Consider the following 15166-nt stretch of genomic DNA (forward strand, 5'->3'; position numbering starts at 1 on the left):
TCCCGGTTGGCTAATCAACAGCACAACCACCGGTAAAGAAAAGGCGGGCAATCAGCCCGCCTGTGTTTATTGCGGTAGTTCCGGCCATTCAATATCCGGGGCATTTTCCGGCTGAACGCGATTCAGTAGCACACGGTATTTTTTCCAGTGTGTCAGGCTTAACTTTTCTTCCTCGGTAGCCATATCTAAATCGACAGCATCCTGCAGCGTGGCAATAATTTCACCTGCATATGCAATCAGCTCTTTCTTCTGAGAGTCAGCCGCTCTGACAAGCGCATCACGCTCTGCATTCTCATCATTCACCCACGCATTTCCGTTCCATTTCTGATAATCCCCATCCGGGGAAATGGCTGTCACGTCTGGAGGTAATGCGCCAAGTTCAGAAATATAAATGGCTGCTCCCGTTTTCGTTTCATAGACAGTCTTTCCGCGATGGTCTTCCATCAGTTCCCATTTCATTTCATCTGCATTGAAAACGGCTGCATAACCAGCAGGAATATCAGGCGGTGCAATATCTGTACTGTTTGCAGGCAGACCTGTATGCGGCGGAATATATGCGTCACTTTCACCAATAAATTCATTGGTTCCATCAAGTAAATTGAAAACGCGGATAGTTTGTGCTTCTGCACTCATTCTGAAAGCCATTATGCAAGCCTCACAATATAGTTAAATGCGATGTTTTTGACGGTGTTTTCGGTATTACCCGTAGCATTTACCGTGATGGTGTGTCCGTGCGCACCCAAGGCCACAGTGTGTGCATGGGCACCAATACCTACAGTGTGGTTATGCTGACCAATATCCACCGTATGGGCGTGCGCTCCGGCTGTGCTGGACACCTGATTGTTTCCTGAAGCCTGTACACGCTGTTTTCCACCGACAGAGTCGCCGCCATAAACACCACCGACAGTGTGCGTATGATTGCCCGTATTGTTCGTTGATTTTGTGCCGTGGTTAAACGTACTGACCGTCTTCGTGCCGTAATCAAATGAACTGGTCGTTTTCGTTCCCAAATCCGTATTTGACGCACTGGCGCTGTGAGTATGCGATTTAATCCCGTCCTGCTCCTGTGACAATACGGCTCGCCCACTGGCGGGTTTGCCCTTGATTGTCCAGCCGCGCATATCTGGAATAACACCTGAAGGATAGGCTATAGCCAGTTTCGGATATGCAGCCTTATCGAACGTCTGCCCCTGCATAATTGCATAGCCCGCAGGTGGTGTATCTGATGGCCACGGCAACGGAACACCTGGCGGAAACGCTTCGATATTTGCCGACCCGTCAAATTTTACGCCGTTAATTGTCCTTGCCGTTTTCAGCTTTGTCGCTGTAGCAGCATTGCCGGACAGTTCGCCTGAAAGACCACCGCTGAATGTCTGTTTCGCTGCCCATGTCTGGGCTTCGTCGATAATTGGAACACGTCTTGTGGTGATCGTGCGGTTTCCCGGATTTCCTGAAATACGCACCATAAAAAAGCGGTAGTTCGCTTTACTTACAGTGCTGCGCCATACATGCATTGAGCGCCCCGTACCGGAATCATCACTCGGACCCACTGCGATGTTTATCAGGTTGCCATCAATGACGCCCCAGTCCATACCGTCGGGAATGTTGGTCATGTTATCAAGCCGAACGGTTATCAGACTGCCCGGCACAAAGTCGTAGGTCTGCCAGTCCAGGCTGGTGAGCTTTGCCACAGCACCGCCGATACCCAGATTCAGGGGAAGTGAATACGAGGTGTAGACTTCCCGCCATTCGCTCCACGAGCTGCCGGTATAGACGCGCTCAAACGTGCGACCTTTAAGGGTTGCACCTGTTCCGGCAGTTGTATAACGCTGCCATACGTTAACACCATCAAAGCGCCTCAACACTTCCAGAATACCGAGGACTGTCACGCCGTTTCCGTCCAGTATTGGACCATTGGTCGCTTTACCTGTAACGCTGTAAATACCTGGTGAGGTTACATCATTCAAATCACCGTCGTAATAACGGCTTTCTGACTGGTAGCCCACTCTTGACCACGGCTCCCACTGTGGGTTCTCTGCATCCCACGAGGCCGAAAGACAGCGAACATAAACATTTCCACGACGGGTCGTGTAACGCTGCGTTCGCGAGTAACCACCACCTTCAAGAACTTCAAGGAGTCCCTGACCATAACTTCCTTCTTCCGGATAGTTGCGGTCAAATGAAGCGATTGAGCCACTACTGTTTCGCCATAAACCAAGATGCTCTGCGCCTCCGAGCGTGTTCAGGTCAATGGTTGTGCTCAGGGGGCGTGTTGCAGACTGAATCTGACGCCAGTAACTCCACGGACCGTCTGAGCCATTCCAGGTGCCAGAAAGGTTGCGCATATAAACATTGCCTGTTCTGGTGGTATAACGCTGCATTCCTGCAAAATTACCGCCATTGAATACCTCAAGCACACCGACTGCACCGTCTTCAGGGAAATTTTTCTCCAGTGTTGCGTTGGTGGATGTTGCTTTAGACCAGATACCTGAATAAGCCTTAACAGGACCAAATGTATTCAGATCAGCATCAAGCGGCATTTCGCCATTGTTTTTCATAAACGTCAGGCTGGTAACGCCAACATTTTCCAGAAAAGCTGATTTATCCTGGATATCTGCACCATTCTGATTTTTCGCCAGACGTGAATTTGCGTTGTCATTTGCTGCCTTGACCGCTTTTGGCGTTGCCGCCAATGACTCACTGGTGCTGTTTGTTGCACTGCTTAACTGAGTAAAACCTTTTTCTGTCAGTGTGGCGTCAGGATGGCGGCGGGACTGCTCATGCTCTGCGATTTTGTCATCGACGTAATCCTGCGTCGCCATCACTGTGCTGGCATCAATACTCAGCTCAACGGACGCCACGTTACTGACAATAATGACCATGCGGCAGGTCTGCGCACGTCCGGAGCCTTCAGCCAGTTCAGGCTTATAGCTTTCTGCCATGTTAGCGACCGCAATCAGTGTTCCGGCATCGTCATACAGACCAAGCTCACGCATCCAGAAGCCGCCCACTTCGGGCGGTACAACCAGTTCAGCCACGATATAGTTTTTATTCTTATTATCCACGCTGACTTTATTCAGAGCGTGACGCCAGACCTCATGCACCAGTTTCGTCTGACCGGCATCCGGCACCGGCAATTTGCCATTACCGTCACCCACGGCCATTGCAGACAGGTTTACTTTTTTCCCGCCGGGGACAGTGGCGGCTGCCAGCTTTGCGGCTCCGGCAGTAGTGATAACGGTTTTAAATTTCGTGCTCATTGTTTCTCACTTATCCGGGATAAACAGTAATAACATCACCATCACAGACCACACCGCCTGTATACAGATAGCCGGGAATGTCCTGGATAATGTTCAGACCGATAAGGTGGCGACTTGCGGGTTTGGCATCGGCAATCAGCCGTTCCATTTCCAGATACATCTCCTCCGTGATGCCGCTTTCCAGTACGCCGATATCAAGGCGGAAGGTTCCGGGCGGGTCGTTTGTCTCCCACCATTCCTTTACGTTAATGAGATAGCCGAGCGGCTCCACCACACGCCGGATTGCGCCGACAGTGCCTTTATGACAATGAATGAAATAGGCATCGCGGATAACGGCGCGTTTTGTCGCTTCCGGCCACTTTTCATCCCACCTGTCGACCGAAAACGCCCACGCCAGCCACGGCAGCAGATTTGCCGGACAGGAGTCCGGGTTCCACAGCTCACGAATACTGACCGGTGTTTTTTCAATTTCCGCACAGGCTTTTGCGGCGGCAACTTCAAGCGGTGATGAGCCGGTCGGCAGCAGGCGCGAATCACTCATCCGAGCCTCCGGTCACGACGCGGTATTCGGTACAGAAAGACGCCTGCGTACTGTTGAGCACGATGTCGGCCAGTGGTGCAGCCAGTTCGACACGCTGCACACCTTCCACATGCAAAGCGGCATAAATGGCAGACAGACGGATGTCGCGCCCCAGCCGGTGCTGTGCCGTGATGTATGCTTCCAGTTTTTTCACGGCGGCGGCGCGGATGGGTTCGCTTTCGGGACCAGGGTAAAGGTACAGCGTGGCGTTTATCTGGTATTCAACAATGGCGGCAGACTGCACGGTCACTCGGTCGGCCACCGGCCTGACGTCCTCGCCATTAAGGGCGTTACGCACCACTGCCAGCAGGTCTTCGGATGCGACACCGTTATTTTCACGTGACAGCACAGAGATGGTGACGCAGGCCGGAGACGGACTGGTGACAGAGATATCCGCGACACGCCCGTCGGCACTGCGACCATGATACTGATAGGCACCCACCGACCCGGCGACGCTTAAACCTTCAAACGCCTGCTGAATACGCAGACGATAATCAGTGTCAGATTCCATCACTGCCGGTGTCGGCGGGATGGTCGAATCATCTGCCGGGGTGATAATCAGGCGTGTGGTGTTGTAATTGGCACCAATCACATCAAGGTCATTACCGGCTGCACAGGCCAGCATCACCGCCCGTGCAGCCTCATTCACACGCTGACGCCAGATAAGCTCACGATAAGCATTTTCCTCCAGCAGTTTGACGAGAGGCTCAGATTCCAGCGTCAGGGTACGGGCGACCGCCTCCTGCTGGTCTTCCGGATAAAGGGAAATCAGTGTCGCCTTGCGTTCGGCGAGAATGGTTTCAAAGTCCAGCTCCTCGACCACATCCGGTGCGGGTAGCTGGTTCAGGTCGATAATCGGCATGGTTTCAACTCACAGGGATGGTTAACGAAAGTGGCTGGCCGGTGTCGTTGTGCTGGCCGGTTAACGTGACCGTCATTCGCCCGTCAAAGCTGCGCGCCGTGGTGACGGATGACAGGGTGACGCGGGGTTCCCATTTCAGCACTGCCATGTAACAGGCGACCTTAATCTGCAACTCAAGCGCCGGGGTCTGCGGCTGGTCAATCATTGATGCCAGCAACGAGCCGTAATCACGACGCATCACCCGTGAGCCGACCGGTGTGCGCAGGATATCGCCGATACTCTGGCTGATATGCTCAAGGTCAGTGACAGTCAGGCCATCACTGCGATTCATTCCGAGATAACGCGCTGTCATTTTGTCCCCTGTGTCCAGTTGTCTCCTGACTTAACACCACCGTGACCGTGGTCATCCACCTGAACGCCGTTAGACGTGAATTTCCCGTCGGTATGCGCGATGTTGCCGCGCATCGTCCCGCCCTTCTGCACTTCCAGCGTGCCGGTAATCAGCTTGTTGGTGCAGACCACTTCCGGTGTGTTCAGGGTGATGCGGGTTGATGCTTTCACCGTGACCACCGGCACCGTGGCAGTAACAGAATCAGAAGCCGTCACGCTGGCCGTTTTAATTCCGCTTACCGTGAGCGCACTGGTTTCGGGTTCATACTCAATCACCGCCCCGTCAGGGAAACGGATATGCAGGGCATCCGCCGACGCAGACGGCGCGGGGTTATCACCGGAATAAATCCCCGGCAGAACGAACGCCGTGTCGAGTTCACCGCCCACGGCCAGAATCAGCACCTGTTCCCCCACGGAAGGTGCCCACCACGTGCGCGAACGCCCGGCGCGATGGGTCAGCCACTGAAGCCAGTCGGTGCACATGCCGCCGGTCTGCACACGGCAGCGACCGGCGTTAAGGTTGGTTTCGACGACAAGACCGGTGCGAATCATGTTGCGCAGTGCGCGCGCGAGTTCCTGAATATTTGCGAGAGTGTTCATAACGGGAAGGATGCCGCCGGGTCATACCGGCGGCAATGTGACGATGAGGTGTCGGGAATGGCACAACTAACGGTCGAGGTGAGCCAGGATAATCTCTTCAATCATCTGCACATCCTCACCGGTAAAGCCGAGCAGAGGACGCGCCGGATAATCAATTTTCTTACCGTCTTTCCGGTTTTCTTCTGACAGACCGAACTGATGCACGCTCGCAATTTTCGGTGACTTCCCGCCGTAAAACTCCATTGATGCCTGTTCCGGGCTGGCGCGGATATGCAAAAAACGACTGGTGATAAGTTTCGCAAACATTTTTCGCTTAACACGACCGGTCTTTTTTCTGGCGCTCTGCTGCTGGCGTGGCGCATAGGGTGTGCCGTCCGGGGCTTTCTGTGCCATCACCCGACGCTGCTGACTCTGTCGCAGACGTTTTGCCAGTTCGGCACTCAGTCGCCGACGCCCTGACGGTGACAGAGACTCAATCAGTCCGGTCAGCCGGTCTTCAAAACGCTTAAACTCATTCATCCCACTTGCTCACCAGTTCGCCATTGATATACAGCTCCATCGGGCGGGTGACCGGCTCCGGCGGCGGAGGTTCCGGGATATTCTTCACATGCAGCGCGCCGTCCACCTCACTGACCAGCGTGCGCTCGGTCAGCATCAGGCTGATGCTGATATCAAAGCTGCTGTCATTGTTGATGTCTGCATAAAACGTGAAGCCCTTTTTCTGGCCTGCGTCGGTGGTCATGATGTCGGGCTGATTTTCCCGCAGCCACGCCAGCACCGGCACAATGAGCAGGTCAAAATCACCGGTAAAGTCGGTCACAATGACATTGAGCGTGTAACGCTTTTCGAATGACAGCGACGTCGCCAGCGTGGAGGCAATACTCCCGTTATCCACGAATATCCGAAGCATCTCTGGACTGGTTTTCAGCACCGTGACGGCATCAGTCAGCGCCCTGCGCAGGCTGTCGGGTTTGAGCATCGTTTTCGTCCTGACAGTGTTTAATCATTTTTACCTGGCTGGCACAGCGTGCCAGCGCGTTCTCAAGCTGCCGGATATCGGCACTTAAATCACCGTTCGTCTCCGGGTCACTGCCCGGCATCGGGCAAAGGCTCACTTTCGGGCAGGCGTTGGGGACAATCACTGGCGTCGGTGCAGGCGGGGCGCTGGTGCAACCGGCGCACAGCATCAGGCAGGTCAGCACCGTACCAGCGGCGAAAATCTTCGTTTTCATTGAGTAACCTCGTGATGGTTTTCTCGCGCTGTGCTTCACGCTTCGCGGCGTTCTCCAGTTCCTGACGCAGTGCCACCTGCGCCAGCTCGTTTTTGTCTGCCCTGGTGAGGGCAACATGAAGCTGATTTTTCAGCATGGTGATGGTCGTCTGCTGTTCACTGGCGACGTTGTTCACCCTGTCCAGCGAGGCGCGCAGGCTGGCGTTTTCATGCTTCGCCAGAAACAGCCCCGCCACCGCCAGCGATAACAACACAACCATCACAATCATCAGCTTTGACATGGTTCCCGCTCCTCAAGACGTTGACGGCAGGCCGTACGTATCAGCCGGAAGAACACCGACGCCACAAGATAAATCAGCGCGGTAAAAATCCACCCGGCAGCGACCAGCGAGATAAATGTCGCCACCATCACCACCAGAGCCGCCGCCCGTCTGCACCACGGCACCGGCTGCAAAAACAGCGACATGACAATCTTCACGGCCAGCGACTCCGGTGGCAGCTCCCGCCCGTAGCGTTCCAGCACATACTCAGTGGCATAAACGCCGACACCACCGGCAACCACACAGATAACCGTTGCCAGAATCGCCCAGGCAGCGACAAAATTGACGGCCACGCTCTGCGGGTAAATCAGGGACAGTGCCAGCATCAGCGCCAGCGACACGTTCAGCATCAGTGAAAGGGATAATTTCTTCATGGTGTTTACTCCGTTTAAGCCGGTACGCCGCCAGCGGTACGCCAGACGGTGACCAGTTTTTCCAGTGAATGCTCACGCTGACCGTAACCGGCACCCGGCAGGGACGCCCAGATATTGCGACAGCGTGAAATGGCGCGCTCAATGCGTCCCGCCCGGATGTCATCCAGTGCACCGCGTTCGCGGATCAACTGAATGGCGAGTCTGTCCTGTGACAACGGACTGAAATCCGGCAGGGCAAGCTGTTTGCGGTAATGCGGCCAGAACAGGTAAAGCTGCTGATAGCGACCGGAGGCCGTGGATTTTTCACCGCGACGGTTAAACACCTTCGCCGGTCGGCCATGCGCGAACGGGTGGTCACTGTAGTCGGTGAAAATTTCCGGCTTCCCGTCCAGTCCGGTGACTATCACGTCATAGCCCCGGTTTTTCGTCAGCGGATGATTCGCCGTCCCTTCGGACACCGCCAGCATGTCGAGAAAGGCGGCGATATTCTGATGCGTGTTAATTACCGGCATTACTGTTTCCCCCTGCCCTTAAAGCGGCGCTGAATGGCAATCTCAATCACCTGATAACCGGCGATACCCAGCATGGAGCCGATGCCGCACACCGCAGGCAGTGACAGGTCAGGAAACTGCACCAGAACAACACCGGCAACCATCGAGACAAAACCACCGAGCAACATGCGCCCGATAAACAGACGCGGGGTGATGGGTTCACCACCGGCAAGCACCTTGCCGACAACAATCAGCACCCCAATCATGAAAAGCGACAGGACGCTTTTTTCTTCTGCTGTCATGCGTTACTCCCACAGATTGACAGTTTCAGCCACGGGCGCGGTCTGAACGTCGGGCAGTTCGACGGCGGTGCCGTGTGGCAGCACCGCACCCAGTTCAGCCAGTCCCGGATTTGCGGCGAGCACGGCTTCAACCACGCCCTCAGTGCGCCCGTAATACCGGACACAAATGGCGTCGAGCGTGTCGCCCTGTAGCGCAAAGGTCTTCATCAGATTTGACTCACGATGCAGCGCGGCTTGTCCTGGATACGCGCCACCGCCCAGCGCATATCCCGCCACAGTTCATCAATGGTGCTGTCAATGCTGTCGGCCTTCTTGTCGCCTTTCGCACTGGCATCCACGCCGCGATAACGCTCATAAAGCGACGCGGTCGCCATCGCACACACGGCGCGCTCGTAGTAAAAAACTTTGATGCTTTCACCGTCGATGTCGTCCGCCGGGACGTCCGCCAGACGCGTAAAACCGGCAGCAATTTTCTGTTCGCGGTACTCGTACAGCTCCGCATTCGTTTCAGCCATGCCTGACTTGATGGCCTCACGCAGACGGGCGGGGGCGACGGTCTGCTCAAGGCGCATACGTTCCCGGACGCGCTTCGGGTCGATATCGGGAAAAAAGAACGTGTTTTTAATCACCGGCTCGTCGCCTGCCGGTTGCGGGATGACCACCGTACCCTCACCGGATACAGGAGCCTCCTTTCGCGGAATAATCAGCGTCATCATGACTACCTCTGAAAAGTCGGGCGGTGGACGCCGGTGCAGTGTCAGGTGATTCACCGTCACTGACCGGCGTGCCGCCCTGGCGCGGGGCGCATTCGGTTGTTAACTGGCTTTCTTTTTCGGGCGTCCACGTTTTGCCGGTGTCGCACTCCGGGTCTTACGCGGGGCGCGGGTGGCCGCTTTTGGCTCCGGCTTCGGTTTCAGCTCCCGCTCCAGTCGTTCAATCTCTTTTTTGACGCCTGCCTGACAGTCGAGCTGTGTCGCACGTTGCAGGTGCGCCAGCGCCCCTGCGGCATCACCAGCGTCACGCAGAAACAGACCGGTGATTTTGTGCAGCTTTGCGCGCACTTCATCAGGCATGTCAGCCGTGGCGGTCAGTTCGAGGGTGTCCGTCAGCAGGCGGGGATCCACAGACTCACCGGCAGCGTGGGCGCGCATGGCCGCGAGCGCCACCTCCTCGGTGAACATGTACGGCGGGGTGCGGCGGTGTTTACCCGGCATGGTCAGACCATACTTCAGGGCATAACGTGCAATCTCCAGCGCACCGGCAATATCGCCGGTATCCAGACGCCACAGCATGACCGTCATCAGAATGTCATCCTGTGCACCTTTGCCCTGCTCCAGTACTCCGTTCACCCACGGCAACCAGAACGGCAGCAGTTCGCGTTTTTTCGCGGCCTTAAGCTCTTTTGAATAAATCGCTTTCAGTGTGCGCTGGTCTGCGGCGAGCTTAACCAGCATCTGCTCATAGACAGTTGCATGTCGCAGCGGGGCGGCTTCCCGCTGCGCGGTTATCGCTGCCGAGACCCGCATCATGTGGCGCTGTGCGGGACTCGTCATCGGTTACGCTCCCGGCTCTGCGGTCGCTTTAGCCGGTGTGGAGAAATCACCGACCTTAATTTTTTCCACCAGACAACCGGCGGCGTAGTCTTCCACCACGTAATCAATGTTCATTGACTCGTAGTTCTCCACGCGGTCGAGTTTCGGGTTTTCCTCAATCACGCGGCGATGGCTGTCATCCATGTAGTAGATGGACAGGTTTTCCAGCTTCGTGATGAGCATCGCATCCGCCGGGAAGTACGGGACGCGTACCGCTGGCAGGTTACCGATGCGTTTCTGACTGATGATGACGTCAGCGGCCAGCATCTCGCTGTTGTCCTGCTCCTTGTTAACGATGGGGAAATACTTGTCCGCCAGTAGCTGACGCCCCACAATCACCACAAGGTCAGGGTCTTCCTGATACCACGGCTCAATCAGGTTGTTGGTCGCATCCATCACCAGTGCATCGAGGCTGGCATAATCACCGCCCTTACCCACGCGGATGACCTCAGAGGTCGTGTGACCTTCCTCGTCAGTGACCTTGCTCATCACGCGCGCCGGGGCTTCATTGCGGTATTTCTGCAGCCAGCCGACCGCCACATCCTGCAGCATCGGATTACTGTTGCGGTCAGAGGTTTCGGCACGCTTCACGCCGTTAAAACCGGCCATGATGAAATCAAGGGACTGGCGTTTGATAATGGCGTTACGGATACGGAGCTGGAAATCCTGATAACGCGCCCACAGGTCAAGCGTTTTGTAGCGGATATAAAAATCGAAGTTAATCTGGTCGCATTCGTACTTGTTTGACGCCAGCTTCGAAAAATCCTTCGGCTGACGCTCGGTGCCACCGGCGGTGTCGGTGGTGCTGGCGATGGAGCCGGTGACACCGATGCCAATTTTTTCCCCTTTCATTTCGCTGACCGGCACAATGTTGATGCGGGTCAGGAAATCAGAGGACTCCTGCATGGTGTTCATCAGGGTCTGGGTGACCGACGGTTCAACGGTGAATTTTTTCGACACATCACCGGCGTCGATGCCGTTCAGTTCGGCAACACGTGACAGGTAGGCATTAAATTTAAAGCGGGTTTCCTGGCGCATAGTTTTTCCTGAAATTAAGGGTTAATCGTGAAGGTTTTCCCGGACTGACTGACGCCGGTCAGCAGTTCGTCATCAGGGCGTCACCGCCACCGCCGGTGGCTTTACTGCGGCGCTGCTGGGTCAGACTTTCGGTGTGGTCGAGACTGTTTTTCAGTCGGGTGAATGCCTGGCTGGTTTCATCTGCCCTGTCAGTCACCTCCTGCTTAAGTGAGGAAAAGGCGGTTTCCATCTCAGCGAGGCGCTGCTCAGTGGCGCTCAGTTTTTCCTGCACATGTTCAGCGACAGCGGTCACCGCTTCATGCACGTCATTCAGACGGGCGTCATCGCTGGCCTGTTTGCGGCCAAAAATGGATTTCACCTTTTCGGTCAGGGCGGTGAACACGGTTTCAGGCAGGTCTTCAAATTCCAGCTCAACAGGCGTTGCCACTGAAATCAGGTTTTCAGGGCTTAATTTGAAGCGGTTCAGGGGGTTGTGTTTTGCCGTGCGGCAGAATTCCAGGTATTCCGTGCCGAGGCTTGCCGGGTCATCGGTGACGGCCAGCCCCACCAGATAACATTTGCCGGTGTTGGCAAAGTTCGGCTGAATTTCCATTGAGGTATAGACCTTCTGCGCGGCCTTGTTCATCGCGATAAGGTCATCGGTCGGGGTGATTTTCGCAAACAGCGCCCATTTGCCTTTCAGCGCCGAATCATCGTCAATCTTTTCGGCCTTCAGTTCGACCACATCGCCATAACGCTTAAAAATACCGTCAGGCAGGATGCCGCGCAGATGTTCCAGGTTAATGCGGCAACCATAGACTCGCGGGTCAAAGGTTTCGGCCATTTCCTGAATATCCTGCGCACTGATGACACGCCCGTCACAGGTGTCACCCTCAACGCCGATACGAAAGAATTTTGAGACTTTTTTTGCCATTGTCAGGAGTCCTGAATAGTGATTAGAGGAGTCACATGTCGACATCAGTTTCCCGACGATGCGCATCCTCCGCCATCAGTCCCGGATGGCTTATCACTGACACAACAGCACCTTAGCGAATCGCGGGGCGCGACTCAGTAGCCTTGCCGTGTATTCATCACGGCGAGGTATTCATGACCATCACCACAGACACCACTCTTTTACACGACCCGCGTCGTCAGGCGGCGCTGCTGTACTGGCAGGGATTTTCCGTGCCGCAGATTGCCGCCATGTTGCAGATGAAACGCCCGACGGTGCAGAGCTGGAAACAGCGCGACGGCTGGGACAGCGTTGCCCCCATCAGCCGTGTCGAAATGAGTCTGGAAGCGCGACTGACCCAGCTCATTATCAAACCGCAGAAAACCGGCGGTGACTTCAAGGAAATTGACCTGCTGGGACGCCAGATTGAACGACTGGCGCGGGTCAACCGCTACAGTCAGACCGGCAACGAGGCAGACCTTAATCCGAACGTCGCTAACCGCAACAAAGGCGGGCGTCGCAAACCGAAAAAGAATTTTTTCAGTGACGAGGCCATCGAAAAGCTGGAGCAGATTTTCTTTGAGCAGTCTTTCGACTATCAGTTGCACTGGTATCGCGCCGGGCTTGAGCACCGCATCCGCGATATCCTGAAATCCCGCCAGATTGGCGCAACGTTTTATTTTTCCCGCGAGGCGCTGCTGCGCGCCCTGAAAACCGGCCATAACCAGATTTTTCTGTCGGCCAGTAAAACGCAGGCGTATGTGTTCCGCGAATACATCATCGCCTTTGCCCGTCTGGTTGACGTTGACCTGACCGGTGACCCGATTGTCCTGGGCAATAACGGCGCAAAACTGATTTTTCTCGGCACCAACTCCAACACCGCGCAGAGCCATAACGGCGACCTGTACGTCGACGAGATTTTCTGGATCCCGAATTTTCAGGTACTGCGTAAGGTGGCATCAGGTATGGCCTCACAGAGCCACCTGCGCTCGACCTATTTCTCCACCCCGTCCACGCTGGCGCACGACGCCTACCCGTTCTGGTCGGGTGAACTGTTCAACCGGGGACGCGCCAGCGCCGCCGAACGCGTGGAAATCGACGTCAGTCATAACGCCCTTGCCGGAGGTCTTCTCTGTGCGGACGGCCAGTGGCGGCAGATTGTCACCATTGAGGACGCCCTGAAAGGTGGCTGCACGCTGTTCGACATTGAGCAGCTTAAACGCGAAAACAGCGCCGACGATTTTAAAAACCTGTTCATGTGTGAATTTGTTGACGACAAGGCATCGGTGTTCCCGTTCGAGGAGCTGCAACGCTGCATGGTCGACACGCTGGAAGAATGGGAAGACTATGCACCCTTTGCCGCCAATCCGTTCGGCTCCCGCCCGGTATGGATTGGTTACGACCCGTCACACCGTGGCGACAGCGCCGGATGCGTGGTGCTGGCACCGCCGGTGGTGGCCGGTGGCAAATTCAGAATACTTGAGCGTCACCAGTGGAAAGGCATGGACTTTGCCACCCAGGCTGAATCCATCCGCAAACTCACCGAAAAATACAACGTCGAATACATCGGAATTGATGCCACCGGCCTCGGTGTCGGCGTGTTCCAGCTCGTGCGCTCGTTCTATCCCGCCGCGCGCGATATCCGCTACACACCGGAAATGAAAACCGCAATGGTGCTCAAGGCAAAAGACGTTATCCGCCGTGGCTGTCTGGAATATGACGTCAGCGCCACCGACATCACCAGCTCGTTTATGGCTATCCGAAAGACCATGACCAGCAGCGGACGCAGCGCCACCTATGAGGCCAGTCGCAGCGAGGAAGCCAGCCACGCCGACCTCGCCTGGGCGACCATGCACGCCCTGTTAAATGAGCCACTCACCGCCGGTATCAGCACCCCGCTGACATCCACCATTCTGGAGTTTTACTGATGAGCAAGAAAAAAGGGAAAACACCTCGACCTGCGGCAAAAACAATCACCGCCAGCGCCCCGAAAATGGAAGCATTCACCTTTGGCGAGCCGGTGCCGGTACTCGACCGCCGTGACATTCTGGATTACGTCGAATGTATCAGTAACGGCAGATGGTATGAGCCGCCGGTCAGCTTTACCGGTCTGGCAAAAAGCCTGCGTGCTGCCGTGCATCACAGCTCACCGATTTACGTCAAACGTAATATTCTGGCCTCGACATTTATCCCGCATCCGTGGCTTTCCCAGCAGGATTTCAGCCGCTTTGTGCTGGATTTTCTGGTCTTCGGTAATGCGTTTCTGGAAAAGCGATACAGCACCACCGGTAAGGTCATCAGACTGGAAACCTCACCGGCAAAATATACCCGCCGTGGCGTGGAGGAGGATGTTTACTGGTGGGTGCCGTCCTTCAACGAACCGACACCTTTCGCGCCCGGCTCCGTGTTTCACCTGCTGGAGCCGGATATTAATCAGGAGCTGTACGGCCTGCCGGAATATCTCAGCGCCCTTAACTCTGCCTGGCTGAATGAGTCGGCCACACTGTTCCGCCGCAAGTATTACGAAAACGGCGCACATGCCGGATATATCATGTATATCACCGACGCATTGCAGGATCGCGATTACATTGACTCACTTCGCGAAAACATGGCCAAGTCGAAAGGACGCAATAACTTTAATAATCTGTTTCTCTATGCCCCACAGGGAAAGCCAGACGGCATCAAAATTATCCCGCTCAGTGAAGTGGCGACAAAGGACGATTTTTTTAATATCAAAAAATCCAGCGCCGCTGACCTACTGGACGCGCACCGCATCCCCTTTCAGTTGATGGGTGGCAAGCCGGAGAACGTCGGGTCGCTGGGTGATATTGAGAAAGTGGCAAAGGTCTTTGTCCGCAATGAGCTTATCCCGTTACAGGACAGGATCCGAGAGATAAACGGCTGGCTCGGTCAGGAGGTCATCCGCTTTAAAAACTACTCACTGGACACTGACAACGGCTGAACATCGCCGCCTGCGGGCGGCTTTTTTACACCCCGTCATCACGCCCTCACACGCTCACCACAGCACAAAACAGCCCGCAGACACAGCAACGCCCCAGCGCACAATCTAAACGCCATCACGACGCGCTCAGACACTGAAAAAATAAAATCAGCACCACCGCCAGCGCGCAGTGCTTTCCCCGCCTCGCCTGCCCGCTTTATGGGTCGATTTTAATGCAAGTGCACGAACACACT

General features: G+C 55.4%; 20 protein-coding genes. 2 read left to right on the forward strand and 18 right to left on the reverse strand.

The window, feature by feature from the left end:
- Nucleotides 1-66: 66 nt before the first annotated feature.
- From A31E_RS04660 to A31E_RS04575, 18 genes are all read right to left on the reverse strand, one after another.
- Nucleotides 67-645, reverse strand: coding sequence for a tail fiber assembly protein (locus A31E_RS04660; RefSeq protein WP_016249382.1), 579 nt, complete (start codon nucleotides 643-645; stop codon nucleotides 67-69).
- On the reverse strand, nucleotides 645-3260 hold the full coding sequence (locus A31E_RS04655; protein WP_016249383.1) for a phage tail-collar fiber domain-containing protein: 2616 nt from the start codon (nucleotides 3258-3260) through the stop codon (nucleotides 645-647). Before A31E_RS04655 ends, A31E_RS04660 begins: the two co-directional genes overlap by 1 nt.
- Before the next feature lie 10 nt (nucleotides 3261-3270).
- The gene (locus A31E_RS04650; protein WP_016249384.1) at nucleotides 3271-3801 is read right to left on the reverse strand and encodes a phage tail protein I; all 531 of its coding nucleotides are present in this window, start codon (nucleotides 3799-3801) and stop codon (nucleotides 3271-3273) included.
- Nucleotides 3794-4702 (reverse strand): baseplate assembly protein, encoded by a 909-nt coding sequence (locus A31E_RS04645; RefSeq protein ID WP_001121474.1) that lies wholly within the window; start codon nucleotides 4700-4702, stop codon nucleotides 3794-3796. Before A31E_RS04645 ends, A31E_RS04650 begins: the two co-directional genes overlap by 8 nt.
- 4 nt (nucleotides 4703-4706) lie before the next feature.
- A complete protein-coding gene (locus A31E_RS04640) occupies nucleotides 4707-5054 on the reverse strand; it encodes a GPW/gp25 family protein (RefSeq protein ID WP_000127163.1) in 348 nt (115 codons plus the stop codon).
- Nucleotides 5051-5692, reverse strand: coding sequence for a phage baseplate assembly protein V (locus A31E_RS04635; protein WP_016249385.1), 642 nt, complete (start codon nucleotides 5690-5692; stop codon nucleotides 5051-5053). The genes A31E_RS04640 and A31E_RS04635 overlap by 4 nt, the downstream gene beginning before the upstream one ends.
- A 66-nt stretch (nucleotides 5693-5758) precedes the next feature.
- Entirely contained in the window at nucleotides 5759-6211 is a 453-nt protein-coding gene (locus A31E_RS04630; RefSeq protein ID WP_001001780.1) for a phage virion morphogenesis protein, read from the reverse strand.
- On the reverse strand, nucleotides 6204-6671 hold the full coding sequence (locus A31E_RS04625; protein ID WP_001406878.1) for a phage tail protein: 468 nt from the start codon (nucleotides 6669-6671) through the stop codon (nucleotides 6204-6206). Before A31E_RS04625 ends, A31E_RS04630 begins: the two co-directional genes overlap by 8 nt.
- On the reverse strand, nucleotides 6634-6879 hold the full coding sequence (lysC, locus tag A31E_RS26275) for an Rz1-like lysis system protein LysC (RefSeq protein ID WP_238584823.1): 246 nt from the start codon (nucleotides 6877-6879) through the stop codon (nucleotides 6634-6636). The genes A31E_RS04625 and lysC overlap by 38 nt, the downstream gene beginning before the upstream one ends.
- Nucleotides 6779-7204 carry an Rz-like lysis system protein LysB gene (lysB, locus tag A31E_RS26475; RefSeq protein ID WP_000040681.1) on the reverse strand — a complete coding sequence of 142 codons (426 nt, stop codon included), beginning with the start codon at nucleotides 7202-7204 and terminating at the stop codon, nucleotides 6779-6781. Before lysB ends, lysC begins: the two co-directional genes overlap by 101 nt.
- On the reverse strand, nucleotides 7192-7617 hold the full coding sequence (locus A31E_RS04610) for a DNZ54_00345 family protein (protein WP_016249386.1): 426 nt from the start codon (nucleotides 7615-7617) through the stop codon (nucleotides 7192-7194). The genes lysB and A31E_RS04610 overlap by 13 nt, the downstream gene beginning before the upstream one ends.
- A 14-nt stretch (nucleotides 7618-7631) precedes the next feature.
- Nucleotides 7632-8129 carry a glycoside hydrolase family 24 protein gene (locus tag A31E_RS04605; RefSeq protein ID WP_001144101.1) on the reverse strand — a complete coding sequence of 166 codons (498 nt, stop codon included), beginning with the start codon at nucleotides 8127-8129 and terminating at the stop codon, nucleotides 7632-7634.
- On the reverse strand, nucleotides 8129-8410 hold the full coding sequence (locus tag A31E_RS04600; protein WP_000123124.1) for a phage holin family protein: 282 nt from the start codon (nucleotides 8408-8410) through the stop codon (nucleotides 8129-8131). The genes A31E_RS04605 and A31E_RS04600 overlap by 1 nt, the downstream gene beginning before the upstream one ends.
- Nucleotides 8411-8413: 3 nt before the next feature.
- Complete coding sequence (locus tag A31E_RS04595) at nucleotides 8414-8617, reverse strand: tail protein X (protein ID WP_000846399.1); 204 nt, start codon at nucleotides 8615-8617, stop codon at nucleotides 8414-8416.
- On the reverse strand, nucleotides 8617-9126 hold the full coding sequence (locus A31E_RS04590) for a head completion/stabilization protein (RefSeq protein WP_000988633.1): 510 nt from the start codon (nucleotides 9124-9126) through the stop codon (nucleotides 8617-8619). The genes A31E_RS04595 and A31E_RS04590 overlap by 1 nt, the downstream gene beginning before the upstream one ends.
- 99 nt (nucleotides 9127-9225) lie before the next feature.
- Nucleotides 9226-9963 carry a phage terminase small subunit gene (locus tag A31E_RS04585; RefSeq protein ID WP_016249387.1) on the reverse strand — a complete coding sequence of 246 codons (738 nt, stop codon included), beginning with the start codon at nucleotides 9961-9963 and terminating at the stop codon, nucleotides 9226-9228.
- Between the two features lie 3 nt (nucleotides 9964-9966).
- Complete coding sequence (locus A31E_RS04580) at nucleotides 9967-11040, reverse strand: phage major capsid protein, P2 family (RefSeq protein ID WP_001774099.1); 1074 nt, start codon at nucleotides 11038-11040, stop codon at nucleotides 9967-9969.
- Nucleotides 11041-11098: 58 nt separating this feature from the next.
- A complete protein-coding gene (locus tag A31E_RS04575; RefSeq protein WP_016249388.1) occupies nucleotides 11099-11953 on the reverse strand; it encodes a GPO family capsid scaffolding protein in 855 nt (284 codons plus the stop codon).
- Between the two features lie 173 nt (nucleotides 11954-12126).
- Here A31E_RS04575 and A31E_RS04570 point away from each other — a divergent pair, with 173 nt between their 5' ends.
- On the forward strand, nucleotides 12127-13899 hold the full coding sequence (locus tag A31E_RS04570; protein WP_000156861.1) for a terminase ATPase subunit family protein: 1773 nt from the start codon (nucleotides 12127-12129) through the stop codon (nucleotides 13897-13899).
- Nucleotides 13899-14933 carry a phage portal protein gene (locus tag A31E_RS04565; RefSeq protein ID WP_016249389.1) on the forward strand — a complete coding sequence of 345 codons (1035 nt, stop codon included), beginning with the start codon at nucleotides 13899-13901 and terminating at the stop codon, nucleotides 14931-14933. The genes A31E_RS04570 and A31E_RS04565 overlap by 1 nt, the downstream gene beginning before the upstream one ends.
- Nucleotides 14934-15166: the final 233 nt, after the last annotated feature.

It is taken from the genome of Escherichia sp. KTE159, from assembly GCF_000408805.1.
GTDB lineage: Bacteria > Pseudomonadota > Gammaproteobacteria > Enterobacterales > Enterobacteriaceae > Escherichia > Escherichia marmotae.